A 21407-nucleotide genomic window follows, 5' to 3' on the forward strand; every position below is an offset into this window, starting at 1 on the left:
TGGCTAAAGAACAATTTGAACGCTCCAAGCCGCACGTTAACGTTGGTACTATCGGCCACGTTGACCACGGCAAAACTACACTGACTGCTGCCCTGACTCGCGTATGTGCGGAAGTTTTCGGCGGTGAAATGAAAGCGTTCGACCAGATCGATAACGCACCAGAAGAGCGTGAGCGTGGTATCACCATCGCAACTTCTCACGTTGAATACGATTCTACTATCCGTCACTACGCACACGTAGACTGCCCGGGGCACGCTGACTATGTTAAAAACATGATCACCGGTGCTGCGCAGATGGATGGCGCGATCCTGGTGTGTGGTGCGACTGACGGTCCTATGCCTCAGACTCGTGAGCACATCCTGCTGTCTCGTCAGGTAGGTGTACCTTACATCGTAGTATTCCTGAACAAAGCAGACCTGCTGGCTGAAGACTGTGGCGGCGTTGACTCTGAAGAGTACGCTGAGATGCTGGAGCTGGTTGAAATGGAAATCCGTGAGCTGCTGGACACTTACGAATTCCCAGGCGACGACACTCCAATCATCGCAGGTTCCGCGCTGATGGCGCTGAACGGCGAAGACGACAACGAGCTGGGTACTACTGCTGTTAAGAAGCTGGTAGAAGCGCTGGATACTTACATTCCAGAGCCAGAGCGTGCAATCGATCAGCCGTTCCTGATGCCAATCGAGGACGTATTCTCTATCTCCGGTCGTGGTACTGTAGTAACTGGCCGTGTAGAGCGTGGTATCGTTAACGTTGGTGATGAGATCGAGATCGTTGGTATTCGTGAGACCACCAAGACTACTTGTACTGGTGTAGAGATGTTCCGTAAGCTGCTGGACGAAGGTCGTGCGGGTGAGAACATCGGTGCGCTGCTGCGTGGTACTCAGCGTGACGAAGTTGAGCGTGGTCAGGTACTGGCTAAGCCGGGTACTATCACTCCTCACACTCGTTTCGAAGGTGAAGTATACGTACTGTCCAAAGAAGAAGGTGGTCGTCACACTCCATTCTTCAAAGGCTACCGTCCACAGTTCTACTTCCGTACAACTGACATCACTGGTGCTGTAGAGCTGCCAGAAGGTGTAGAAATGGTAATGCCTGGTGATAACATCCAGATGGACGTTACCCTGATCAACCCAATCGCGATGGAAGAAGGTCTGCGCTTCGCTATCCGTGAAGGTGGTCGTACCGTAGGTGCAGGTGTTGTATCTAAGATCGTAGAGTAATTCTCTCTGATCTGAAAAAAGGCTCCCAATTGGGAGTCTTTTTTTTGGTTAAAAAATAGACTTGACCGTATATGCATATGCAAGTAGTATTTGCGTCCCCTACACCGTAGGGGTGGTCGGCTTATGCCGTAATATAATTCGTTAGGAATTGTGATCGAAATGCAGAATCAGAAAATTCGTATTCGTCTGAAAGCCTTTGATCATCGCCTGATTGACTCCTCTGCGCAGGAAATCGTAGATACTGCGAAGCGTACAGGTGCTCAGGTGCGTGGCCCGATCCCACTTCCAACCCGTAAAGAGCGCTACACAGTGCTGGTTTCTCCTCACGTGAACAAAGATGCACGTGACCAGTATGAAATCCGTACTCACAAGCGTGTTCTGGACATCGTTGAGCCAACTGAAAAAACAGTTGACGCACTGATGAAGCTGGATCTTGCAGCGGGTGTAGAAGTGCAGATCAGCCTCGGCTAATCAAAAAAGGCACTGCGCAGATTTAATTTATTAATGAAGCGCTTTTTTAGTGTGGAATGCTCTGGAAAGGGCAGCCGTAGTGGGTAACAGCCCCGTACACAACTGGCAAGAGGTTTTTAAGAAATGTCTGTAGGTCTTATCGGACGTAAAGCGGGTATGACACGCATCTTCACTGAAGATGGTCAGTCCGTGCCAGTCACCGTCATCGAAGTGGAACCGAACCGTATCACTGCTGTGAAAGCAGTAGATACCGACGGCTACGCAGCGATTCAGGTTACTACTGGCTCTAAGAAGGCGAACCGCCTGTCTAAGCCAGAAGCGGGTAACTTCGCAAAAGCTGGTGTAGAAGCAGGTCGTGGTTTGTGGGAGTTCCGCCTGTCAGGTGGCGAAGAAGTCAACGTTGGCGATGAGCTGACTGTTGCGCGCTTCGAAGCAGGTCAGAAAGTAGACGTTACTGGTCAGTCTAAAGGTAAAGGTTTCCAGGGTGGCGTTAAGCGCTGGAACTTCTCTACTCAGGACGCGACTCACGGTAACTCTCTGTCTCACCGTGCTCCGGGTTCTATTGGTCAGTGTCAGACTCCTGGCCGCGTGTGGAAAGGCAAGAAGATGGCAGGTCACATGGGTGCTGCACAGGTAACTGTTCAGACTCTGGAAGTTGTTCGCGTTGACGCGGAACGTAACCTGCTGTTGATCAAAGGTGCTGTTCCGGGCGCAACCGGCGGTGACGTAATCGTTAAACCGGCTGTTAAAGTCGGCGCCTAAGGGGGTTTGAAATGAATCTGAATTTAGCTGGAGCTAACGGTTCGGTTGAAGTTTCCGACCTGGCTTTTGGTAAAGAATTCAACGAAGCGCTGGTACACCAGGTTGTGACTGCATACCTGGCTGGCGCTCGTCAGGGCACAAAAGCCCAGAAAAACCGCTCTGCGGTATCTGGTGGTGGTGCAAAACCTTGGCGTCAGAAGGGCACTGGTCGTGCTCGTGCGGGTACTTCCCGTTCTCCAATCTGGCGTTCGGGTGGCGTAACTTTCGCTGCACAGCCACGTGATCACGCTCAGAAAGTAAACAAGAAAATGTACCGCGCTGCTATGCGCTGCATCTTCTCTGAGCTGGTTCGTCAGGACCGTTTGGTGGTAGTAGAAGATTTCGCTCTGGAATCTCCTAAAACTAAACAGTTTGTAGCTAAGCTGAACGAGCTTGAGCTGTCTAACGTACTGCTGATCACTGAAGACGTAGAACAGAACCTGTACCTGGCTGCGCGCAACGTACCTCACGTTGACGTACGCGACGCTGCAGGTGTAGATCCAGTGAGCCTGGTCGGTTTCGACAAGGTGCTGGTGACTGTTGCTGCACTGAAGAAGGTTGAGGAGGTGCTCGCATGAACCAGGAACGCATCTTTAAAGTGCTGTTGGGTCCGCACATCTCTGAGAAGGCAACCATCGTAGCTGAAGGTTCTCAGCAGGTGGTGTTCCGCGTTACTAAAGACGCTACCAAACCAGAAATCAAGAAAGCTGTTGAAGAGCTGTTTGACGTTAAAGTTTCCGGCGTCAACATCGTCAACGTTAAGGGCAAAACCAAGCGTACTGCGCGTGGTTTCGGCAAGCGCAACGACGTACGCAAAGCATACGTTTGCCTGGCTGACGGCTCTGAGATTGATTTCATCGGTGGCGAGTGATTGGGGGTTTAGAAAATGGCAGTGATTAAAACTAAGCCGACCTCTGCTGGACGTCGTCACGTTGTTAAAGTAGTTGGTGCTGACCTGCACAAAGGTAAGCCACACGCTGCGCTGGTTGAGAAGAAATCCAAAACCGGCGGTCGTAACCACTACGGTCGTATCACCACCCGTCACGTTGGTGGTGGTCACAAGCAGCAGTACCGTGTTATCGACTTCCGTCGTAACAAGGACGATATCCCTGCAGTTGTTGAGCGTCTGGAATACGATCCAAACCGTTCCGCACACATCGCTCTGCTGAAATATGCTGACGGTGAGCGCCGTTACATCATCGCACCTAAGGGTGTGGTGGCTGGTACTAAGATTTCTTCCGGTCAGGAAACTGAAATCAAGCCAGGTAACTGCATGCCACTGCGCAACATCCCAGTAGGTTCTGTTGTGCACTGTATCGAGCTGAAGCCTGGTAAAGGTGCTCAGATGGCTCGTTCCGCGGGTACTTCTGCTCAGCTGGTTGCGCGTGAAGGTGCATACGCTACTCTGCGTCTGCGTTCCGGCGAAATGCGCAAGGTGCTGGTTGAGTGTCGTGCGACTCTGGGTGAAGTAAGCAACTCTGAACACTCCCTGCGTCAGCTGGGTAAAGCTGGTGCTAAGCGCTGGCGTGGTGTTCGTCCAACCGTTCGCGGTGTTGCAATGAACCCGGTTGACCACCCACACGGTGGTGGTGAAGGTCGTACCTCCGGTGGTCGTCACCCAGTGACACCATGGGGTGTGCCTACTAAGGGTCACAAGACTCGTAAGAACAAGCGTACCGATAAGCTGATCGTACGCCGTCGTCAAGCCAAATAATTAGGTTGAGGATACAGTTGTGCCACGTTCACTGAAGAAAGGTCCATTTATCGACCTTCACCTGCTGAAAAAGGTAGAGGCTGCAATTGAGAGCAACGACCGTCGTCCGATTAAGACTTGGTCTCGTCGCTCTACCGTCTTCCCGAACTTTGTCGGTTTGACGATTGCAGTACACAACGGTCGCCAGCACGTTCCAGTGTACATCACTGAGGACATGGTCGGTCATAAACTGGGCGAATTCGCTGCTACACGTACTTACCGTGGCCACGCAGCGGATAAGAAAGCCAAGCGATAAGAGGAGTTAGATGATGGAAGTTGCCGCTAAATTGAAAGGCGCCCGCATCTCCGCTCAGAAAGCCCGTCTGGTTGCTGACCAGATCCGTGGTAAGTCTGTCGGTGAAGCTCTGGACATCCTGGCGTACAGCCCGAAAAAAGGTGCGGCGCTTGTCAAGAAAGTACTGGAGTCTGCGATTGCAAACGCAGAACACAACGAAGGTGCTGATATCGACGAGCTGCGCGTTTCTACTATCTTCGTTGACGAAGGTATGACTATGAAGCGCATCAAGCCGCGTGCAAAGGGTCGCGCAGATCGTATTCTGAAGCGTTCCTGCCACATCACCGTTAAAGTGGCTGACTAAGCGACTGCTAGGAGAGTTTGTTATGGGTCAGAAAGTACATCCGACCGGTATCCGACTTGGTGTCGTGAAAGACCACACTTCTGTGTGGTACGCGGACAAGTCAGAATACGCAAGCAAGCTGCTGAACGACCTCGAGGTGCGTGCGTACCTGGAGAAGCAGCTGGAAAAAGCATCTGTAAGTCGCATCGAAATCGAGCGTCCTGCACAGAATGCTAAGATCACCATTCACACCGCTCGTCCGGGCATCGTGATTGGTAAGAAAGGTGAAGATGTGGAGAAGCTGCGTAACGCTGTTTCTCAGATGATGGGCGTGCCTGTTCACATCAACATCGAAGAAGTTCGCAAACCTGAACTGGACGGCAAACTGGTAGCGCAGAGCGTTGCTAGCCAGCTGGAACGTCGTGTTATGTTCCGTCGCGCTATGAAGCGTGCGGTACAGAACGCTATGCGTCTGGGTGCTAAAGGCATCAAGATCCAGGTTAGCGGTCGTCTGGGTGGCGCTGAGATCGCGCGTACTGAGTGGTATCGTGAAGGCCGTGTGCCGCTGCACACTCTGCGTGCTGACATCGATTACGCTACTTACGAAGCGCACACCACTTACGGTGTGATCGGCGTTAAAGTCTGGATCTTCAAGGGTGAAGTTCTTGGTGGTATCGAACAGGTACGCGCCGAGAAGAAAGCACCTAAGAAGAAAGGTAAGTGAGGTAGACGTCGATGCTGCAACCTAAACGACTGAAATACCGTAAGGTAATGAAAGGCCGCAACCGCGGTCTGGCTCAGCGCGGTAGCAAAGTAAGCTTTGGCGAATTTGGTCTGAAAGCTACTAGCCGTGGTCGCATCACTTCCCGTCAGATCGAGGCGGCTCGTCGTACCATGACACGTCACGTAAAACGTGGTGGTAAGATCTGGATCCGCGTATTCCCTGACAAGCCAATTACCGGCAAGCCTCTTGAGGTTCGTATGGGTAAAGGTAAGGGTAGCGTTGAGTACTGGGTGGCTCCAATTCAGCCAGGTCGTATCCTGTTTGAAATGAGCGGTGTACCTGAAGAGCTGGCATCCGAGGCATTTGGCCTGGCTGCTGCTAAGCTGCCTGTTTCTACAACTGTTGTTAAGCGTACGGTGATGTGATGAAAGCGAACGAACTACGTGAGAAGTCCGTTGATGAGCTTCAGCAGGAACTGTTGGGTCTTCTGAAAGAGCAGTTTAACCTGCGCATGCAGAAAACCACCGGTCAGCTGGCACAGAATCACCTGTTGGGCCAGGTTCGTCGCGACATCGCTCGCGTGAAAACTGTACTCAACGAGAAGGCAGGTAACTAAGAATGAGCGCAGAAAAACGTACTCGTACTGTTACTGGCCGTGTTGTCAGTGACAAGATGGATAAAACCATCACAGTTCTGGTTGAGCGTAAAGAGAAGCATCCGATTTACGGAAAATTCATGAAACGCTCCACCAAACTGCACGCTCACGATGAGAAGAATGAGTGTCAGCAGGGCGATCTGGTAACCATCGCGGAAACCCGTCCTCACTCCAAGTCTAAAACTTGGGCACTGGTTCGTATTGAAGAGCGCGCAGCGAAGGTGTAATATACGCACCCTCGCTCCAATTGTCGGCCCGTCGTTTTTAACGGCGGGCTCAACACAGAGTTTGTGGAGTAGACCATGATTCAGACTGAATCTATGCTTGACGTCGCTGATAACAGCGGTGCTAAGCGTGTACAGTGCATTAAGGTCCTGGGCGGTTCTCACCGTCGTTACGCAAGCGTCGGTGACATTATCAAAGTTACCGTCAAGGAAGCAATTCCGCGTGGCAAAGTGAAAAAAGGTCAGGTCCTGAAGGCTGTTGTGGTACGTACCCGTAAGGGTGTTCGTCGTCCAGATGGCTCAGTAATCCGCTTTGATACTAACTCAGCGGTTCTGCTGAACGCTAACGACGCACCAATCGGTACTCGTATCTTTGGCCCAGTAACGCGTGAGCTTCGTTCTGAGAAGTTCATGAAAATCGTTTCCCTGGCGCCTGAAGTGCTGTAAAGATCAAACTCCGAGAAGTTTGATTTATGTAAAAACGCTAACGCCGTAAGGCGTTGGCGTTTTTGAGCATGAGAGGGACGTAGGAAAGAGGTAATTATGCGTAAAATTCGACGCGACGATGAAGTCATCGTTATCGCAGGTAAAGACAAGGGCAAGCGTGGCAAAGTCATGCGTGTCCTGGACAACGACACAGTAGTCGTTTCCGGCATCAACATGGTGAAGAAACACACCAAGCCTAACCCGATGCTGGGTAAAGCGGGTGGCATCGTAGAGAAAGAAGCTGCTCTGGCTGTATCCAACGTTGCTATCTTCAACCCACAGTCCGGTAAGGGCGACCGTGTTGGCTTCAAGCTTCTTGAAGACGGCTCTAAGGTTCGCATCTTCAAATCCACCGGCGAAGTGATCAGCTAAGGGGTTGATGATATGTCTCGATTGAAAGCGCTTTATAAAGAATCTGTTCAGCAGCAGCTGAAAGATGACCTGAACAGCCCTAACATCATGGCTGTGCCTCGTCTTACCAAAATCACTCTGAACATGGGTGTTGGTGAAGCACTGGGCGACAAAAAACTGCTGGAAAACGCAGTTGCAGACATGACTAAGATCGCTGGTCAGAAGCCAGTTGTAACGCTGGCACGTAAATCCATCGCGGGCTTCAAAGTTCGTGAAGGTTGGCCGATCGGTTGTAAAGTTACCCTGCGTGGCGACCGTATGTGGGAATTCCTGGATCGTCTGGTAGACATCTCCATCCCACGTATCCGTGACTTCCGTGGTCTGAACCCTAAGTCATTCGACGGCCGCGGTAACTACAGCATGGGTGTTAAAGAGCAGATCATCTTCCCTGAGATCGATTACGACAAGGTAGATAAACTGCGTGGTATGGATATTACCGTTACCACCACTGCTCAGAACAATGACGAGGGTCGTGCCCTGCTGGCTGCCCTGGGCTTCCCATTCAAGAAGTGATAGGGGTTTATCATGGCTAAAGAATCTATGAAGGCACGTGAAGCTAAGCGTGCAAAAACAGTTGCTAAGTACGCTGAAAAGCGTGCTGCACTGAAAGCAATCATCCTGAGCGCTACTTCATCTGAAGATGAGCGCTGGGACGCACAGGTTGCGCTGCAGAAATTGCCGCGTGACGCTAGCCCGGTTCGCCGTCAGCGCCGCTGTCAGGTTACAGGTCGTCCACACGCGGTTTACCGCAAGTTTGGCCTGTGCCGTAACCAGCTGCGTGAAGCCGCTATGCGCGGTGACGTACCGGGTCTGAAGAAGGCTTCCTGGTAATCTACAGGTAGTCCCATGGTAAGCGCGACGGACTGGGCCTGAGGCTACCGCGTCGCGCTGCACAACGAGGAAGTAAAAAGCATGAGCATGCAAGATACACTGGCGGATATGTTCACCCGTATCCGTAACGGTCACATGGCTGAAAAGCAGGCCGTATCCATGCCGTCTTCCAAAATGAAGGTTTCTGTCGCTAAGGTTCTGGAATCTGAAGGTTACATCTCCGGCTACTCCGTAGAAGAAGGTGTAAAACCAGTTCTGACCATCGACCTGAAATACTTCGAAGGTAAGGCGGTAATCGAAGAGATCAAACGTGTAAGCCGTCCAGGTCTGCGTATCTACAAGGGCGCTGGTGAGCTGCCTAAAGTGGCTGGCGGTCTGGGTGTTGCGATCATCTCTACGAGCAAAGGTGTCATGACTGATCGCGCAGCACGTTCTGCGGGTGTCGGTGGCGAAGTAGTCTGCACGGTATTCTAAGAGGTTATCCAATGTCTCGTATTGCGAAGAACCCTATTGCTGTACCGGCAGGTGTTGAGCTGAAAATCGACGGCCAGTCAGTTAATGTAAAAGGTAAAAACGGTCAGCTGAGCTTTGATGTTCACCCGTCCGTAGAGATCCAGCAGGGCGAAGCTGGTCTGACTTTTGCGGGCCGTGACGGCTCCAAGCAGGCTACCGCTCTGGCAGGTACAAGCCGCGCGCTGATCAACAACATGGTTGTTGGTGTAAGCGAAGGCTTCAAGAAAACTCTGCTGCTGCAGGGTGTAGGTTACCGTGCTGCTGTTAAAGGCAACACGCTGAACCTGTCTCTGGGTTTCTCTCACCCAATCGATTATGAGCTGCCTGAAGGTGTCACAGCTGAAGTTCAGGGCCAGACAACTGTAGTTATCAGTGGTAACGACAAGCAGGTTGTAGGTCAGGTTGCAGCTGAGGTGCGTGGCTTCCGTCCACCAGAGCCTTACAAAGGCAAAGGTGTTCGCTACGCTGATGAATATGTTCGCCGTAAAGAAGCGAAGAAAAAGTAAGTAGGGCAGTATCATGAACGCTAAGAAACAAGCTCGTATTCGTCGTGCGCGCCGTTCTCGCCTGAAAATGCGTGAGCTGGGTGCTGCGCGTCTGTGCGTAAACCGCACGCCGCGTCACATCTACGCGCAGGTTATCACTGCTGATGGCGGTACCGTTGTTGCGGCTGCTTCCACCGTAGAAAAAGATCTGCGTGAATCCACTACCGGTAACGTTTCCGCTGCTCAGAAAGTGGGCGAGCTGATCGCTTCTCGCGCGAAAGAAGCCGGTGTTACTAAAGTTGCTTTTGACCGCTCTGGTTTTAAATACCACGGTCGTGTAAAAGCACTCGCTGACGCAGCCCGTGAAGGCGGCCTGGAATTCTAAAGGGGTCGAAAATGGCAAATCACGAACAGAAAGACGGTGACCTGCAGGAAAAGCTGGTTCAGGTTAACCGTGTCGCTAAAGTGGTTAAGGGTGGTCGTATCTTCGGTTTCACCGCTCTGACTGTAGTTGGCGATGGTAACGGCCGCGTAGGTTTCGGTCGTGGTAAAGCGCGCGAAGTACCTGTTGCTATTCAGAAGGCAATGGATCAGGCGCGTCGTAACATGGTTCAGGTTGAACTGAACGGTGACACTCTGCAGTACCCTGTGAAAGCACGTCACGGTGCTTCCAAGGTATACATGCAGCCTGCTTCCCAGGGTACTGGTGTAATCGCAGGTGGTGCAATGCGTTCCGTACTGGAACTGGCAGGTGTACACAACGTACTGGCGAAGTGCTACGGCTCTACTAACCCTGTAAACGTTGTCCGCGCGACCATCAAAGGTCTGGCGCAGATGCGTTCTCCGGAAGATGTAGCTGCTAAACGTGGCAAGTCTGTAGACGAAATCCTGGGGTGATCGATAATGGCTAAAACTGTAAAAGTTACACTGGTACGTAGCCCTATCGGTATCCTGCCTAAGCACAAATTGTGCGTTAAGGGTCTGGGTCTGCGCCGTATTGGTCACACAGTGGAGCTGGAAGACACTCCATCTGTGCGTGGCATGATCAACAAAGTCAACTACATGCTGAATGTAGAAGGCGAGTAAGGGGAGTTCGTCACATGCGTCTGAACACTCTGAGCCCGGGTGAAGGTTCCAAGCACGCACCAAAACGCGTTGGTCGTGGTATTGGTTCCGGTCTGGGTAAGACTTGTGGCCGCGGTCACAAAGGTCAGAAATCCCGCTCCGGCGGTTCTGTAAAACCAGGTTTTGAAGGCGGTCAGATGCCTCTGCAGCGTCGTCTGCCAAAATTCGGTTTTATTTCCCGTAAAGCACGTTACGTTGCTGAGATTCGTTTGAACGAACTGGCAGTTGTAAATGCTGACGTAATTGATCTGGCTGCTCTGAAAGAAGCAGATATCATCAAGCAAGAGATCAAAGTTGCTAAGGTGATTCTGTCTGGCGAGATCAACAAAGCTGTTACCATCAAGGGTCTGAAAGTGACTAAAGGTGCACAGGCTGCAATCGAAGCTGCGGGCGGCAAAGTCGAGGCGTAAATGGCTAAGCAAGGACCAGTACCAGCAGGCGTACAGAGCGGACTCGGCGAGCTGAAATCTCGTTTGTTGTTCGTGCTACTGGCGATCGTTGTATACCGTATCGGCGCTCACATTCCGGTACCAGGTATCAACCCTGATCGTCTGGCTGCGCTGTTTGATCAGAATCAGGGCACGATCCTGAGTCTCTTTAACATGTTTTCCGGTGGTGCGTTGGAACGAATGAGTATCCTCGCACTGGGCATCATGCCGTACATCTCTGCATCTATCATTATGCAGCTCATGACGGTCGTCAGCCCAACCCTGGAAGCACTGAAGAAAGAAGGCGAGGCAGGCCGTCGTAAGATTAACCAGTACACCCGTTACGGTACTGTACTGCTTGCGACCGTTCAGTCTTTCGGTATGGCTGTTGGCCTGGCAAACCAGGGTGTAGCGTTTACTGCTGATGCCAGCTTCTACTTTGTAGCGGTTGTGACATTGGTAGCCGGCGCCGTATTCCTGATGTGGCTGGGTGAGCAGGTGACCGAGCGAGGTATCGGCAACGGTATTTCGATTCTGATCTTTGCGGGTATTGTGGCTGGATTGCCTGGTGCAATAGGCCAGTCCTTTGAATCAGCGCGTCAGGGTGACCTGAATATCCTGGCGCTGTTGGCCATCGCTGTATTGGCGGTAGCCACTGTTGGTTTTGTAGTGTTCATGGAGCGCGGTCAACGCCGCATCACCATTAACTACGCAAAACGTCAGCAGGGGCGTCGCGTTTACGCGGCACAGTCCAGCCACCTTCCTCTGAAGGTCAATATGGCTGGTGTTATTCCGCCGATCTTTGCATCCAGCATCTTGCTGTTCCCGGCCTCTGTTGGTCAGTGGTTTGGCCAGTCTGACGGTATGGAATGGCTGCAGGATGTCGCGCTGGCGCTTGGACCAGGTCAGCCGCTGTATATCCTGTTGTTTGCGATTTCTATCATTTTCTTCTGCTACTTCTACACGGCGATTGTTTTCAATCCTCGCGACGTAGCAGATAACCTGAAGAAATCAGGTGCCTTTATTCCTGGGATTCGTCCAGGGGAGCAGTCAGCGCGTTACATCGATACCGTGCTGAGCCGACTGACGTTGTTCGGTGCCCTGTACATCACCGCTGTGTCTCTTATGCCACAGGCTCTGGTGGTTGCATGGAACATTCCGTTCTACTTCGGTGGTACCTCCCTGCTGATCGTCGTGGTAGTCGTGATGGACTTCATGGCTCAGGTGCAGTCGCACCTCATGTCGCATCAGTATGAGTCCCTGATGAAGAAATCTAATCTCAAAGGTGGCGGCGCAGGAATGATGCGCTAAGCACACCATAGGAGTAGATCATGAAAGTACGTGCGTCTGTTAAGAAGATCTGCCGTAACTGCAAAATCGTTCGTCGTAACGGTTCTGTGCGTGTGATCTGTAAAGTAGAGCCGCGTCACAAGCAGCGTCAGGGTTAATTCAGCCCTGATAACAGAAGTGGAGTGCGCGCATCCTTGATTTATTTTTGATCAGGGTGTATTATTGCGCGCCTTCCACGAACTAACGATTTTTCGGTCCCTAACCTCATCAACTAAACAGAAGGTGAAAGGACCCCAATTGGAGTAAATAGAATGGCCCGTATAGCTGGAGTCAATATCCCTGACAATAAGCATGCGGTAATTTCTCTGACTTACATTTACGGGATTGGCCGTACGACCGCTCAGAGCATCTGCGACGCTTGTGGTATTGCCCCAAGCACTAAGATCGCCGACCTTTCTGAAGAACAGCTGGATAATGTTCGTGGTGAAGTTTCCAAGCTGACAGTAGAAGGTGATCTGCGTCGTGAGGTGTCTATGAACATCAAGCGTCTGATGGACCTTGGTTGTTTCCGCGGTCTTCGTCACCGTCGTAATCTCCCGGTACGTGGGCAGCGTAGCAAAACCAATGCACGCACTCGTAAAGGCCCTCGTAAGCCGATCCGTAAGTAAGTGGTAAGCGATAGGAATTCCCAATATGGCTAAGCCAGGTAATCGCACACGCAAAAAGGTTAAAAAGCAGGTAGCGGACGGGTTCGCCCACATCCACGCCTCTTTTAACAACACGATCATCACTATTACTGATCGTCAGGGTAACGCTCTGTCTTGGGCAACTGCAGGTGGCTCCGGCTTCCGCGGTTCCCGTAAGAGCACCCCATTCGCCGCTCAGGTAGCTGCTGAGCGTGCTGGTCAGGCTGCACTAGAGTATGGCCTGAAAAACCTCGACGTATTCGTTAAGGGACCTGGTCCCGGTCGCGAATCTGCAGTTCGTGCGCTGAACGCGTGCGGCTACAAGATCGCTAACATCACCGACGTGACGCCAATCCCTCATAATGGTTGTCGTCCGCCGAAGAAACGTCGCGTTTAATCTGGAGACAGTAATAATATGGCTCGTTATTTAGGACCTAAGTGCAAGCTGTCTCGCCGTGAAGGTACGGACCTGTTCTTGAAGAGCGGTGTTCGTGCACTGGATAGCAAGTGTAAAGCTGAAGCTGCTCCAGGTATGCACGGTGCGCGTCGTGGTCGTTTGTCCGACTACGGCCTGCAGCTGCGCGAAAAGCAAAAAGTTCGTCGTATGTACGGCGTACTGGAACGTCAGTTCCGTGGGTATTACAAAGAAGCGGCTCGTCGCAAAGGTGCAACCGGTGAAAACCTGCTGCAGCTTCTGGAAGGCCGTCTGGACAACGTTGTATACCGTATGGGCTTTGGTGCCACCCGCGCTGAAGCACGTCAGGTAGTATCACACCGCTCTATCACTGTTAACGGTCAGGTAGTAAATGTTGCTTCCTACCAGGTACAGGCTGGCGATGTGGTAGCAGTTCGTGAAAAAGCTAAGGCTCAGCTGCGTATCAAGAACGCGCTGGATCTGGCTGCTCAGCGTGCACCAGTTGAGTGGGTAGAAGTTGACGCTACTAAGATGGAAGGTACTTTCAAAGCACTTCCAGAGCGTAGTGATCTGTCTGCTGACATCAACGAGCAGCTGATCGTCGAGTTGTACTCCAAGTAATTGTTGAACTCTTTATTGGTGGAACTATGCAGCGTTCGGTAAACGAGTTTCTAAGCCCACGTCACATTGACGTACAGGAAATCAGCAAAACTCGCGCGAAAGTGACTCTTGAGCCACTGGAGCGTGGTTTTGGCCACACGCTGGGAAATGCACTGCGTCGTATTCTTCTCTCTTCTATGCCGGGTTGTGCCGTAACAGAAGTTGAGATCGAAGGCGTACTGCATGAGTACAGCACTGTAGAAGGGGTCCAGGAAGATGTTATTGAGATCCTCCTGAACCTCAAAGGTGTTGCGATCTTGCTGCACAACGGCGATGACGTAACACTGACTCTGAGCAAGAGCGAAGCGGGTCCTGTGACTGCAGGCGACATCCAGCTGAACCAGGATGTTGAGATCGCAAATCCGGATCACGTTATTGCTCACCTCAGCGAAGGTGCAAGCATCAACATGCAGTTGCGTGTTGAACGCGGTCGTGGCTACGTGCCAGCTGACGCTCGCACTTCTGAGGAAGACGAAACTCGCGCCATCGGTCGTTTGCAGTTGGATGCAACTTACAGCCCGGTACGCCGTGTTTCCTACGTGGTAGAAAGTGCCCGTGTGGAACAGCGTACCGACCTGGACAAACTGGTAATCGATATTGAGTCTAACGGCACAATCGATCCAGAAGAGTGCATCCGTCGTGCAGCGACAATCCTTCAGCAGCAGCTTGCTGTATTTGTTGACTTGGAGGATGGAGCTGATCAGGCGAAGGAAGAGCCGGAAGAGCCAGAGATCGATCCGATCCTGTTGCGTCCGGTAGACGACCTGGAACTGACTGTACGTTCTGCCAACTGCTTGAAAGCAGAGCAGATCTACTACATCGGTGACCTGATTCAGCGCACCGAGGTTGAGCTGCTGAAGACCCCGAACTTGGGTAAGAAGTCGCTGACTGAGATCAAGGACGTGCTGGCCTCTAAAGGTCTGTCCCTTGGTATGCGTCTAGAGAACTGGCCGCCGGCTAGTTTGAAAAACGACGACAGAGTCGCGTCTTGATACAGCGATTCGAACTGACTAGTTTGGTAAGGATTTAATCATGCGTCATCGTAAATCTGGTCGTAAATTTAGCCGTACCAGTGCGCACCGCAAAGCGATGTTCAAGAACATGGCAGTGTCCCTGTTTGAGCATGAGTTGATTAGAACAACTCTGCCCAAAGCTAAGGAACTGCGTCGCCACGCTGAGCCGCTGATCACTCTGGCTAAAAACGACACCGTTGCAAACCGCCGTCTGGCCTTTGCACGTACTGGCAGCAAAGTAGCTGTTGGTAAACTGTTCAACGAACTGGGCCCGCGCTACGCGCAGCGTCCAGGTGGCTACATTCGCATTCTGAAATGTGGCTTCCGCCCTGGCGACAACGCGCCAATGGCATACGTAGAACTGGTTGACCGTCCGGTAGCATCTGAAGCAGTAGAAGATACTTCTGAAGATTAATACCTGATCGGTTACAAAAAACCCGGCCTTTGTGCCGGGTTTTTTATTGCCTGTATTTTGTGACCCTCAGAATTTCGGAGTTTGGCTATCGCAGGGGATAACTCCAGGAGATAGGTTCGCTCGCGGTATCGTTAATACACAGGCACAAAAAAGGAGAGCGATTGCTCTCCTTTTTGGCTTGTGGATAACCGTTATCCCAGCATTGGCTTCAGGAAGCGTCCGGTGTGGGAATGGCTACAGGCAGCCACCTCTTCCGGTGTACCGGTGGCGATAATCTCGCCGCCGTTGATACCGCCTTCAGGACCAAGATCGACAATCCAGTCCGCTGTCTTTATGACGTCCAGATTGTGTTCAATCACCACGATGGTGTTGCCGTGGTCGCGCAAGCGATTGAGGACGGTCAGCAGCTGTTGAATGTCGTAGAAATGGAGTCCGGTGGTCGGTTCATCCAGAATATAGAGTGTTTTACCGGTGTCACGTTTAGACAGCTCTTTGGCTAGCTTCACACGCTGTGCTTCACCACCAGACAAAGTGGTTGCAGCCTGGCCGAGGCGGATATAGCTGAGGCCCACATCCATCAGGGTCTGTAAGCGTCGCGCCAGGGCGGGTATTGCATCAAAGAATTCGCGTCCTTCTTCGATGGTCATATCCAGTACTTCATCGATACTCTTGCCTTTGTATTTGATCTCCAGCGTTTCACGGTTGTAGCGCTTGCCCTTACAAACATCACACGGCACATACACATCCGGGAGGAAGTGCATCTCGACCTTGATCACCCCGTCACCCTGACAGGCTTCACAGCGTCCTCCCTTGACGTTAAAGCTGAAGCGGCCCGGTTTGTAACCACGGGAGCGTGCTTCCTGTGTACCGGCGAACAGCTCACGTACCGGGGTGAAAATGCCGGTGTAGGTTGCTGGGTTGGAGCGGGGGGTGCGCCCGATCGGGCTCTGGTCGATATCAATCACCTTGTCGAAGTGCTTCAGGCCTTCAACCTTGTCGTGGGGTGATGCATCCAGTGTGGTGGCGTGGTTCAGCTCGGTAGCTGCGACCGGGTACAGGGTGGTGTTGATCAGTGTGGACTTACCGGAGCCGGATACACCGGTAATACAGGTAAACAGGCCAACGGGTACCTCAAGGGTCACATTCTTCAGGTTGTTACCGGTCGCGCCTTTCAGGGTTAGCATCTTGTCGAGGTTGATTGGGTGACGCTCTGCAGGTACCTCGATCTGACGGGCACCGGACAGGTATTGACCGGTGAGCGAGTCTTCGCACTCCATCACCTCTTTGGCGGTACCGTGGGCAACGATCTGGCCGCCGTGCACACCAGCACCCGGACCGATATCCACCAGGTAGTCTGCCATGCGGATCGCATCTTCGTCGTGTTCCACCACGATCACGGTGTTGCCCAGGTCTCGCAGGTGCTCCAGGGTGCCGAGCAGGCGTTCGTTGTCGCGCTGGTGCAGGCCGATGGATGGTTCGTCCAGAATATACATCACACCCACCAGGCCGGCACCAATCTGGCTGGCCAGACGGATACGCTGTGCTTCACCCCCAGAAAGGGTTTCGGCGTTACGCTCTAGGGAGAGGTAATCCAGGCCCACGTTCACTAAGAAGCTGAGGCGTTCACGGATCTCTTTCAGGATCTTCTCGGCGATCTCGCCCTGTTTGCCCTCAAGCTTCAGCTGCTCGAAGTACTGGTAGCACTCGCCGATCGGGAACTTAACAATCTTTGGCAGGGTGACGCCATCGATAAACACATGACGTGCGTCGCGACGCAGGCGGCTGCCCTCACAGGATGGGCACGGCTGGATGTTCAGGTATTTGGCCAGGTCTTCGCGTACCATCTCTGATTCGGTTTCGCGGTAGCGGCGATCCAGGTTGTTCAGAACCCCCTCAAACGGGTGGGACTTGCTGATCATGTCACCCCGGTCATTCAGGTACTTAAACGGTACCGGTTCCTTGCCGCTGCCCTGCAGGATGATCTGCTGGTGTTTCTTGGACAGATCGCGGAAGGCTGTATCCAGGTCAAAGCCAAAGTGTGCAGCAACGGCTTTCAGTTGCTGGAAGTAATACAGGCTGCGACGGTCCCAGCCACGGATAGCCCCTTCCGACAGGGTCAGGCTGTTGTCGTGCACCACCTTATTCGGATCAAAGAACTGCTTCACCCCCAGGCCGTCACAGGCCGAACAGGCACCATGCGGGTTGTTGAAGGAGAACATCCGCGGTTCCAGTTCCTGAATACTGTGACCACAGTGTGGACAGGCAAAGCGCGCCGAGAAGATCAGATCCTCGTCTTCGCCGTCCATCCAGGCGATCTTGGCGATACCGTCAGTCAGGTTCAGTGCTGTCTCGAAGGACTCTGCCAAGCGAATCTGCAGGTCGTCGCGGACCTTGAAGCGGTCAACCACCGCTTCGATATTGTGCTTCTTGTTCTTGTCCAACTCCGGTGCGCTGTCCAGATCGACCACAATGCCGTTGATACGGGCACGGACAAAACCGTTGGAGCGCAGCTCATTGATGGTGTGTAGGTGCTCGCCTTTACGCCCCTGAACCACCGGCGCGAGCAACATCAGCTTGCTGCCTTCCGGCAGTTCCAGTACCTGATCCACCATTTGGCTCACAGTCTGAGCGGCCAGCGGAAGATCATGGTCCGGACAGCGGGGTTCACCCGCACGGGCAAACAGCAGACGCAGGTAGTCGTAGATCTCAGTGATGGTGCCCACGGTGGAGCGCGGGTTGTGGGAAGTGGACTTCTGCTCGATCGAGATCGCCGGTGACAGGCCCTCGATATGGTCCACATCCGGTTTTTCCATCATGGACAGGAACTGGCGGGCGTAGGTGGAAAGCGATTCCACGTAACGACGCTGACCTTCCGCATAGAGGGTGTCAAACGCCAGTGATGACTTGCCCGAACCGGACAGGCCGGTGATCACAATCAGCTGATCGCGTGGGATCTCCAGGTCGATATTTTTCAGGTTGTGGGTACGAGCACCGCGAACCAGTATCTTGTCCATGTTCTCTCCGGCCGGAACAAACAAAAGGGCAAATTATAAAGAGTTAGCCCGGTCTAATAAATGTACATTGTGTTGTGGTTACGACACTGAGGTCGTGCTGGATGAATATTTCTGCTGCGGGTTAATGGATGGCTGCAAGCATGTTATTCTTACCCCCATTATTTGCCTCTGCGCGAGGCGGTCAGGGACGACGTTAAGAAACGAATTTAAACCGGAGATTTTCATGGCTCGTGGAGTTAACAAAGTAATTCTTGTTGGTAACCTGGGTGGCGATCCTGAGGTTCGTTACATGCCCTCTGGCGGCGCAGTGACTAACGTTACAATTGCGACCAGCGAGAGCTGGAAAGACAAGCAGAGCGGACAGCAGCAGGAACGTACTGAGTGGCACCGCGTGGTATTCTTCAACCGTCTGGCGGAAATTGCCGGTGAGTACCTGCGCAAGGGCTCCCAGATCTACATCGAAGGCTCCCTGCGTACCCGTAAGTGGCAGGACAACAACGGCCAGGACCGTTACACCACTGAGATCGTAGCCAGCGAAATGCAGATGCTGGGTGGCCGTGGCGGTGACGGTGGTGGTTACCAGCAGCAGGGTCAGGGCGGAGGTTATCAGCAACAGCAGCCTCAGCAGCAGGGCGGTTACCAGCAGCAGGCTCCGCAGCAGAACTACCAGCAACAGCAGCCGCAGCAGTCTTACCAGCAGCAAGCTCCACAACAGGCGCCGCAGCAGGCACCTCAGTCTCAGCCTGCGCCACAGCAGCCGGCTCAGGGTTTCGACGATTTCGACGACGATATCCCGTTCTGATCCACTGTACAGACACAAAAAACCCCGCGTTGGCGGGGTTTTTTGTGTCTGCGATTCACTGATCACACAGATGTACACGCAGCTTGTCACACAGGGTTTTCAGCTGTGCCAGTTCGTCCTCTGTTAAAGGCGCTTTGCACGCCATCGCCTTTTTCACTTCCAGCGTTCGCTCTTTCAATGCCAGGCCTTCATCGGTCAGTTGCAGCAGGCAGGAACGTTCATCCTGTTTGCAGCGTACCCGTTGCAACAAGCCTTTAGCTTCCAGACGTTTCAGCAGCGGGGTGGTGGTGCCTGAGTCCATGTGCAGCCGCTCGCCCATCCGTTTCACACTGAGGCCGTCTTCCGACCAGAGCACCATCATTGCCAGGTACTGGGGGTAGGTCAGGTCCAGCTCCAACAGGGCGGCACGGTAGGAGCGCACCATCGCATTGGCGGCGCTGTAGAGGGAGAAACAGCTCTGCTTTTCCAGGCAGAGGGTGTCGTCGTTATTCATTTGGCTCATAAGCTTATCCTGAATTGTTATTTTAAATAGCGGTCAATTAGCTTGCGCGCAACTAAGTTGCTAGCTATTATGGTTCGCAAGTTGGTTGTGCGCAAGTAAATAGCGAGCCACAAGTAAAATTCTATCAGGATGATGGTTAATCTCAACAGCAACACGGGTTAGTCATGGTAAGTAACGCAGGCTTTTTCAAATTGGCAGTGATCGGTGCGGTGATGACCGCACTGGTGGCAGGGGAAGCCGCAACCGAGCCAAGTGATCAACTGGCCAGACAGGTGGATGACAGTGGGCTGATGAGAATGATCAACCATCCAGATCCTAACGAACAGACCGAAATCGACAGCTTTATATTGAGGATACACACATGAAAAACATCGCAACTGTAATCGCCCTGACTTCCGCTATCTTCGCTGGCACTGCATCTGCAGCGGTTGAATCCAGCCAGATCAGCCACTTCGGCACCGGTGTTGAGTTTGCCAGCGCGTCCCACTTCGACGGTCTGGAGCAGGTCGTGGTCGAGAACAGCAACCTGAAAGCAGGCAACGCCTTGGATCCAGTCTACGGTGCGGACCTGTACTTCGGTTCCAACTAAGTTCCCGCTTGGTTATTTCTAAGTAGCCATGGTTAAGCGATCCTTCGGGATCGCTTTTTTTATGCCTGTCAGAACCCTATTTGTCTGCACCCCATGTGTTGCGTGGGAAGCCCAATAATCGGTTGTAGGTTGGCCTTCGCAACGCGAAGCCCAACAGTTAAGAGACAATGTAGAGTCGACATGTTGGGACTTCCCGCGCTTCGACGATGAGCCTTTTTATTCCTGTCAGATCGCTACTTTGTTAGTAGCTCGTCCACGGACACCACTTCACCACAGCATTCGGGGCTGTACCCTGGCAACTGCATCACTGCCTGATGGAAAGCCGGGCCGCGGATAATGCGTAACAGCTGCTCCACGGCGGCCTGTTCAAGACTGCGGTGGTGACACACCAGCAGATAGTACTCTTCTTCCAGCGGGATAAAGCCGAGGCCAAACTGGCGCGCGGCCGCTTCCACGCCCATGCCTGCATCTGCCATGCCGGAGGCTACATAGGCGGCAACAGCGGAATGGGTAAACTCCTCATTTTCGAACCCCTCGATCTGGCGGCTGCTGATCTGCCGTTGCTTCAACATCTCATCCAGCAGTACGCGGGTACCGGACTCTTTCTGGCGGTTGATAAAGCGCACGCCCTCTTTCGTCAGGTCTTCCAGGCCGGTGATCTCATGGGGATTATCCGCCTTCACCATCAGGCCCTGACGACGGGTGATAAAGCGGATCACCTTGTGCACCCGTGGTTTCAGGTAGCGGCTGTAACTCTCGATCAGTTTCGGGCTTACCACGCTGGTTGGCAGGTGAAAACCAGCGATATCACAGGTGCCACGGCCGAGGGAGGCCAGTGCCTCTTCGGCGCTTTTGTATTGCAGGTCCAGCTGGATCCCTTCGGCAAAATCTGGCAGCAGGGCAACCGCATAGCCGTGGCTGGCATTAATACGCAGCAGTGGGCTGACCCCCTCCAGGGCACGGTGGATCTCCATATTCAGGTCCGACGCCAGGCTTTCCAGTTGTGGCTCCAGGCGGGCTACTACCCTTTGTTCGGCCCAAATCAGTTTCTCACCCAGGGCGGTCAGTTGGGCGCCACGACCTTTCTGCAACTCAACCAGCGGTACGCCAAAAAACGCCGCCCAGGTGTTGAGCAAGTTCCAACCGTGGCGGTAGGAGATGCCTGCTTTTTTTGTTGCCGCCGTCAACTTGCCCTCTTCGTGGATCGCACGCAGCAGGGAAAATAATTGGGGATTCAACTGGTTACCGCTGCCGTCACGAAAGGACCAGGTGGGTACAACTTGTATTCTCTTCATATGAACAACATTTCATAT

Annotated in this window: 35 protein-coding genes; 32 read left to right on the forward strand and 3 right to left on the reverse strand. The window is 52.9% G+C overall.

Translation table 11 applies throughout. From position 1 onward, the window contains the following. The 29 genes from tuf to rplQ form a co-directional block, all read left to right on the forward strand. On the forward strand, positions 1-1223 hold a 1223-nt coding region (tuf, locus tag ACEQ15_RS07130), incomplete at its 5' end, for an elongation factor Tu (RefSeq protein ID WP_370278442.1). 159 nt (positions 1224-1382) lie between these two features. Then, on the forward strand, positions 1383-1694 hold the full coding sequence (rpsJ, locus tag ACEQ15_RS07135) for a 30S ribosomal protein S10 (protein ID WP_027857456.1): 312 nt from the start codon (positions 1383-1385) through the stop codon (positions 1692-1694). Positions 1695-1817: 123 nt separating this feature from the next. Continuing rightward, positions 1818-2456, forward strand: a complete 639-nt coding sequence (gene rplC / locus ACEQ15_RS07140) for a 50S ribosomal protein L3 (RefSeq protein ID WP_370278443.1) — start codon at positions 1818-1820, stop codon at positions 2454-2456. 11 nt (positions 2457-2467) lie between these two features. Next, positions 2468-3073: a 50S ribosomal protein L4 gene (gene rplD, locus ACEQ15_RS07145; RefSeq protein ID WP_282353476.1), complete on the forward strand. Its 606-nt coding sequence runs from the start codon at positions 2468-2470 to the stop codon at positions 3071-3073. After that, complete coding sequence (rplW, locus tag ACEQ15_RS07150) at positions 3070-3366, forward strand: 50S ribosomal protein L23 (RefSeq protein WP_282353477.1); 297 nt, start codon at positions 3070-3072, stop codon at positions 3364-3366. The genes rplD and rplW overlap by 4 nt, the downstream gene beginning before the upstream one ends. 15 nt (positions 3367-3381) lie before the next feature. Continuing rightward, complete coding sequence (gene rplB / locus ACEQ15_RS07155) at positions 3382-4209, forward strand: 50S ribosomal protein L2 (RefSeq protein ID WP_370278444.1); 828 nt, start codon at positions 3382-3384, stop codon at positions 4207-4209. A 19-nt stretch (positions 4210-4228) separates the two neighbouring features. Continuing rightward, complete coding sequence (rpsS, locus tag ACEQ15_RS07160; protein ID WP_282353480.1) at positions 4229-4504, forward strand: 30S ribosomal protein S19; 276 nt, start codon at positions 4229-4231, stop codon at positions 4502-4504. 13 nt (positions 4505-4517) lie between these two features. Next, positions 4518-4847, forward strand: coding sequence for a 50S ribosomal protein L22 (gene rplV / locus ACEQ15_RS07165; protein ID WP_282353706.1), 330 nt, complete (start codon positions 4518-4520; stop codon positions 4845-4847). Positions 4848-4869: 22 nt separating this feature from the next. Further along, a complete protein-coding gene (rpsC, locus tag ACEQ15_RS07170) occupies positions 4870-5550 on the forward strand; it encodes a 30S ribosomal protein S3 (protein ID WP_282353482.1) in 681 nt (226 codons plus the stop codon). A gap of 11 nt (positions 5551-5561) precedes the next feature. Beyond that, positions 5562-5975: a 50S ribosomal protein L16 gene (rplP, locus tag ACEQ15_RS07175; RefSeq protein ID WP_282353483.1), complete on the forward strand. Its 414-nt coding sequence runs from the start codon at positions 5562-5564 to the stop codon at positions 5973-5975. Further along, positions 5975-6166 carry a 50S ribosomal protein L29 gene (rpmC, locus tag ACEQ15_RS07180; RefSeq protein WP_282353484.1) on the forward strand — a complete coding sequence of 64 codons (192 nt, stop codon included), beginning with the start codon at positions 5975-5977 and terminating at the stop codon, positions 6164-6166. Before rplP ends, rpmC begins: the two co-directional genes overlap by 1 nt. 2 nt (positions 6167-6168) lie before the next feature. After that, positions 6169-6432: a 30S ribosomal protein S17 gene (rpsQ, locus tag ACEQ15_RS07185; protein WP_282353485.1), complete on the forward strand. Its 264-nt coding sequence runs from the start codon at positions 6169-6171 to the stop codon at positions 6430-6432. A gap of 75 nt (positions 6433-6507) precedes the next feature. Beyond that, complete coding sequence (rplN, locus tag ACEQ15_RS07190) at positions 6508-6876, forward strand: 50S ribosomal protein L14 (RefSeq protein ID WP_282353487.1); 369 nt, start codon at positions 6508-6510, stop codon at positions 6874-6876. A gap of 96 nt (positions 6877-6972) precedes the next feature. After that, positions 6973-7287 carry a 50S ribosomal protein L24 gene (rplX, locus tag ACEQ15_RS07195; protein ID WP_370278445.1) on the forward strand — a complete coding sequence of 105 codons (315 nt, stop codon included), beginning with the start codon at positions 6973-6975 and terminating at the stop codon, positions 7285-7287. A 12-nt stretch (positions 7288-7299) separates the two neighbouring features. After that, positions 7300-7839, forward strand: coding sequence for a 50S ribosomal protein L5 (rplE, locus tag ACEQ15_RS07200; protein ID WP_282353489.1), 540 nt, complete (start codon positions 7300-7302; stop codon positions 7837-7839). Between the two features lie 12 nt (positions 7840-7851). Continuing rightward, entirely contained in the window at positions 7852-8157 is a 306-nt protein-coding gene (rpsN, locus tag ACEQ15_RS07205; RefSeq protein ID WP_370278446.1) for a 30S ribosomal protein S14, read from the forward strand. An 81-nt stretch (positions 8158-8238) separates the two neighbouring features. Further along, on the forward strand, positions 8239-8631 hold the full coding sequence (rpsH, locus tag ACEQ15_RS07210) for a 30S ribosomal protein S8 (RefSeq protein WP_282353492.1): 393 nt from the start codon (positions 8239-8241) through the stop codon (positions 8629-8631). Positions 8632-8642: 11 nt separating this feature from the next. Next, positions 8643-9176 (forward strand): 50S ribosomal protein L6, encoded by a 534-nt coding sequence (gene rplF, locus ACEQ15_RS07215; RefSeq protein WP_370278447.1) that lies wholly within the window; start codon positions 8643-8645, stop codon positions 9174-9176. A gap of 13 nt (positions 9177-9189) precedes the next feature. Next, on the forward strand, positions 9190-9540 hold the full coding sequence (gene rplR, locus ACEQ15_RS07220) for a 50S ribosomal protein L18 (RefSeq protein ID WP_370278448.1): 351 nt from the start codon (positions 9190-9192) through the stop codon (positions 9538-9540). Between the two features lie 11 nt (positions 9541-9551). Next, positions 9552-10052 (forward strand): 30S ribosomal protein S5, encoded by a 501-nt coding sequence (rpsE, locus tag ACEQ15_RS07225; protein WP_370278449.1) that lies wholly within the window; start codon positions 9552-9554, stop codon positions 10050-10052. Between the two features lie 6 nt (positions 10053-10058). Next, positions 10059-10241, forward strand: a complete 183-nt coding sequence (rpmD, locus tag ACEQ15_RS07230) for a 50S ribosomal protein L30 (RefSeq protein WP_282353499.1) — start codon at positions 10059-10061, stop codon at positions 10239-10241. A gap of 14 nt (positions 10242-10255) precedes the next feature. Beyond that, positions 10256-10690: a 50S ribosomal protein L15 gene (gene rplO / locus ACEQ15_RS07235; RefSeq protein ID WP_370278450.1), complete on the forward strand. Its 435-nt coding sequence runs from the start codon at positions 10256-10258 to the stop codon at positions 10688-10690. Continuing rightward, positions 10691-12019: a preprotein translocase subunit SecY gene (gene secY / locus ACEQ15_RS07240; protein WP_370278451.1), complete on the forward strand. Its 1329-nt coding sequence runs from the start codon at positions 10691-10693 to the stop codon at positions 12017-12019. Between the two features lie 20 nt (positions 12020-12039). Continuing rightward, entirely contained in the window at positions 12040-12156 is a 117-nt protein-coding gene (gene rpmJ / locus ACEQ15_RS07245; RefSeq protein ID WP_007021200.1) for a 50S ribosomal protein L36, read from the forward strand. Between the two features lie 153 nt (positions 12157-12309). Continuing rightward, positions 12310-12666: a 30S ribosomal protein S13 gene (gene rpsM / locus ACEQ15_RS07250; RefSeq protein WP_370278452.1), complete on the forward strand. Its 357-nt coding sequence runs from the start codon at positions 12310-12312 to the stop codon at positions 12664-12666. A 25-nt stretch (positions 12667-12691) separates the two neighbouring features. After that, complete coding sequence (gene rpsK, locus ACEQ15_RS07255; protein WP_193952514.1) at positions 12692-13081, forward strand: 30S ribosomal protein S11; 390 nt, start codon at positions 12692-12694, stop codon at positions 13079-13081. Positions 13082-13099: 18 nt separating this feature from the next. Beyond that, positions 13100-13720, forward strand: coding sequence for a 30S ribosomal protein S4 (gene rpsD / locus ACEQ15_RS07260; protein WP_282353520.1), 621 nt, complete (start codon positions 13100-13102; stop codon positions 13718-13720). Between the two features lie 26 nt (positions 13721-13746). Further along, the gene (gene rpoA, locus ACEQ15_RS07265) at positions 13747-14751 is read left to right on the forward strand and encodes a DNA-directed RNA polymerase subunit alpha (protein WP_282353522.1); all 1005 of its coding nucleotides are present in this window, start codon (positions 13747-13749) and stop codon (positions 14749-14751) included. Between the two features lie 40 nt (positions 14752-14791). Beyond that, positions 14792-15187 carry a 50S ribosomal protein L17 gene (rplQ, locus tag ACEQ15_RS07270; protein ID WP_370278453.1) on the forward strand — a complete coding sequence of 132 codons (396 nt, stop codon included), beginning with the start codon at positions 14792-14794 and terminating at the stop codon, positions 15185-15187. A 191-nt stretch (positions 15188-15378) separates the two neighbouring features. Here rplQ and uvrA read toward each other — a convergent pair whose 3' ends face one another. Beyond that, positions 15379-18201, reverse strand: a complete 2823-nt coding sequence (gene uvrA, locus ACEQ15_RS07275; RefSeq protein ID WP_370278454.1) for an excinuclease ABC subunit UvrA — start codon at positions 18199-18201, stop codon at positions 15379-15381. Positions 18202-18424: 223 nt separating this feature from the next. Here uvrA and ssb point away from each other — a divergent pair, with 223 nt between their 5' ends. Next, positions 18425-19003, forward strand: a complete 579-nt coding sequence (ssb, locus tag ACEQ15_RS07280) for a single-stranded DNA-binding protein (RefSeq protein ID WP_370278455.1) — start codon at positions 18425-18427, stop codon at positions 19001-19003. Between the two features lie 55 nt (positions 19004-19058). Here the strand turns inward: ssb and ACEQ15_RS07285 are convergent, their stop codons facing one another. After that, entirely contained in the window at positions 19059-19505 is a 447-nt protein-coding gene (locus ACEQ15_RS07285; protein ID WP_370278456.1) for a MarR family winged helix-turn-helix transcriptional regulator, read from the reverse strand. A gap of 164 nt (positions 19506-19669) precedes the next feature. Here ACEQ15_RS07285 and ACEQ15_RS07290 point away from each other — a divergent pair, with 164 nt between their 5' ends. After that, positions 19670-19870 carry a hypothetical protein gene (locus ACEQ15_RS07290; RefSeq protein ID WP_370278457.1) on the forward strand — a complete coding sequence of 67 codons (201 nt, stop codon included), beginning with the start codon at positions 19670-19672 and terminating at the stop codon, positions 19868-19870. Then, positions 19867-20094: a hypothetical protein gene (locus tag ACEQ15_RS07295; RefSeq protein ID WP_370278458.1), complete on the forward strand. Its 228-nt coding sequence runs from the start codon at positions 19867-19869 to the stop codon at positions 20092-20094. Before ACEQ15_RS07290 ends, ACEQ15_RS07295 begins: the two co-directional genes overlap by 4 nt. Positions 20095-20327: 233 nt before the next feature. Here ACEQ15_RS07295 and ACEQ15_RS07300 read toward each other — a convergent pair whose 3' ends face one another. Then, a complete protein-coding gene (locus ACEQ15_RS07300) occupies positions 20328-21389 on the reverse strand; it encodes a substrate-binding domain-containing protein (RefSeq protein ID WP_370278459.1) in 1062 nt (353 codons plus the stop codon). Between the last annotated feature and the right edge of the window lie 18 nt (positions 21390-21407).

It is taken from the genome of Pontibacterium sp., assembly GCF_964228735.1.
Taxonomy (GTDB): domain Bacteria; phylum Pseudomonadota; class Gammaproteobacteria; order Pseudomonadales; family Balneatricaceae; genus Pontibacterium.